Below are 2,214 nucleotides of genomic sequence, written 5' to 3'. Positions count from 1 at the left end.
GCGGCAGCACCCCGAAGTGCCAGTGGAACGGCCGGGCCATCCCCTGCTACCACCCGGTTCTCGGCTGGTTCAACAACGCCGACGGCTGCTACTACAAGCTCGAAGAGCCGCAGGGCGAGGCGCCTCCCGGCCAGCAGTGGTACCAGCTCACCTGCAACGGCGGTGACCTCGGCAGCCTGCGGCGGGCGCTTCTCGACGCCCCGCCGCCCGGCTACGGCGCGCCGCCGGACCCGGAGGAACTGGCCCGCCGCGCGCTGGCCTCGATCTCACTGCTCCCGCCCCGGGCGTCGGTGGCGCCCCGGCGCAGCCAGGGCCCCGGCCTGGTCGGGCTGCCCGTCTGGATGTGGGCCAGCCCGGGCGCCTCGTACTTCGGGCCGCTGTCCGCGTCCGCCTCCGACCGGGGGCTGACCGTGGAGATCACCGCAAAGGTGGACCGGATCGTCTGGCACATGTCCGACGACATCGACGTCACCTGCGACGGGCCGGGCACGCCGTACCGGGCGAACGGGCCGAGGGCCGGGTCCACCTCGCCCGACTGCGGCCTCGACCAGGGCTATCCGGAGGCCGGCACCTACCAGGTGAGCGCCACGACGTTCTGGACCGTCGAGTGGTCCGGCGGCGGGGAGAGCGGCGTGATCGCCCAGAGCCGGTCCAGCGGCGTCATCTCGGTACAGATCAACGAGCTTCAGGTGGTGACCCGATGAGTGTCGTGGCAGCCCGCAACGGAACCCCGGTGGAGGCACCCGTCGCACCGCCGAAGGTGGTCCGGCAACGACGCGTCCGCCCCGGCCTGCTCGGCCTGGCGGTCCTGCTGATCGCGCTCGGCGGGCTGGGTGCGGCGTTCGCTGTCACGTCGGTCCGCTCCACCGGCACGTACCTGGCCGTGGCCCGGCCCGTCGACGTGGGACAGCAGCTCACCGCCGACGACCTGGTGCCGGTACGCGTATCCGGCGGACGGGAACTCCAGCCGGTGTCCGCCGACCGGATGGACGAGGTGCTCGGGCTGCGGGCGGCCGTCCGGCTCACCCCGGGCACGCTGCTCACCCCGGCGCAGCTCACCGAGGCCCCGCTGCTCGGCGCCGGTCAGCAGCAGCTCGCGCTGGGGCTGGAACCCGAGCAGGTGCCGGCCCGCAAGCTGCACCCCGGCGACAAGGTGCTGCTGGTCAGCACGCCCTCGAACGCCACCGGCGGCGGCTCCGACGCGTCCCGTGGCGGCGGCACCCGATTCGAGGGCACCGTGATCGACACCGCCACGCCGCAGAACGGTGACGTGGTGGTCTACCTGGCGCTGGCCGTACGGGACGTGCCGGCGGTCGTGGCGCTCGCCGCCGACGACCGGATCGCGCTCGTGCTCACCGAGGCGGCCTGATGGCGATCATCGCCCTGGTCTCGGCGAAGGGGTCGCCGGGCGTCACCACCGCCGCGCTCGCCGCCGCGCTGAGCTGGCACCGGCGGCTGGTGCTGGCCGAGTGCGACCCGGCGGGCGGCTCGATCCTCGCCGGTTACCTCGGCGGGGCGCTGGACGGGCCGCGCGGCATCGGCGAGCTGGCCGTGGGCGAGCTGCGCGACGGCAGCCTGGAACACGCGTTCTGGTCCCAGCTGGTCGACCTGGACGCGCCCCGCCGCGAACGGCTGCTGCTGCCCGGTGTGGTGGACCCGGCCCAGGCCGGCAGCGTGATCCCGCTCTGGCAGCGCTTCGCCGACTACTTCACCGGTCTGGAACGGGGCGAACCACCGTACGACGTGCTGGTCGACTGCGGCCGGCTGGCAGTGGGCGGTCCACCGTGGCCGCTGCTGCGGGCCGCCGCTGTGGTACTGCTGGTGACCCGCGCGCACCTGCCCGACCTCTCCGCCACCCGGGCCACCGCCCGCGCGATCGAGCGGGACCTCACCGAGCACCGCGTACCGCCGGGCACGCTGCGACTGCTGGTGGTCGGGGACGGGCACGGCACCAGCGAGATCAGCAAGGCGCTGCGGCTGCCGGTGATCGCCCGCCTGCCGCACGACCCGCGTACCGCCGAGGTGCTCGCCCACGGCGGCACCGTACGCGCGAACCGGCCGCTGATGCGCGCGGCCGGCGCCCTGGAGGTGCCGGTCCGGTCGCTGCTGGACCGGCGGCGCGCCCGGCTGGCCTGGCCCGGGACGACCGCACCGCGCGCGGTGACCGCGCCGAGCGTGCCGGGGGTGTCCGGTGCGGTTTGAGCCGGTCTCGCA

At 75.0% G+C, this 2,214-nt stretch carries 3 protein-coding genes; all 3 read left to right on the top strand.

Translation table 11 applies throughout. The annotated features are described in order from the left end of the window. Positions 1-704 (top strand): hypothetical protein (locus EAD96_RS20315; RefSeq protein ID WP_121685432.1); only part of this gene is annotated, 704 nt, incomplete at its 5' end. Next, positions 701-1,369: an SAF domain-containing protein gene (locus tag EAD96_RS20310; protein WP_121685431.1), complete on the top strand. Its 669-nt coding sequence runs from the start codon at positions 701-703 to the stop codon at positions 1,367-1,369. The genes EAD96_RS20315 and EAD96_RS20310, both read left to right, overlap by 4 nt. Then, positions 1,369-2,202, top strand: a complete 834-nt coding sequence (locus tag EAD96_RS20305) for a ParA family protein (RefSeq protein WP_121685430.1) — start codon at positions 1,369-1,371, stop codon at positions 2,200-2,202. The genes EAD96_RS20310 and EAD96_RS20305 overlap by 1 nt, the downstream gene beginning before the upstream one ends. Positions 2,203-2,214: the final 12 nt, after the last annotated feature.

Origin of the sequence: Micromonospora sp. BL1, from assembly GCF_003667485.1 — a bacterium.
GTDB classification, from domain to species: domain Bacteria; phylum Actinomycetota; class Actinomycetes; order Mycobacteriales; family Micromonosporaceae; genus Micromonospora; species Micromonospora tulbaghiae.
Note: the sequence above shows the minus strand (reverse complement) of the source record. Positions and strands in the feature narration are given on the sequence as shown.

Excerpts from the sequence above, each read along its gene's own strand:
- EAD96_RS20305 (WP_121685430.1), top strand. The coding sequence starts at position 1,369 with ATGGCGATCATCGCCCTGGTCTCGGCGAAGGGGTCGCCGGGCGTCACC.
- EAD96_RS20310 (WP_121685431.1), top strand. The coding sequence starts at position 701 with ATGAGTGTCGTGGCAGCCCGCAACGGAACCCCGGTGGAGGCACCCGTC.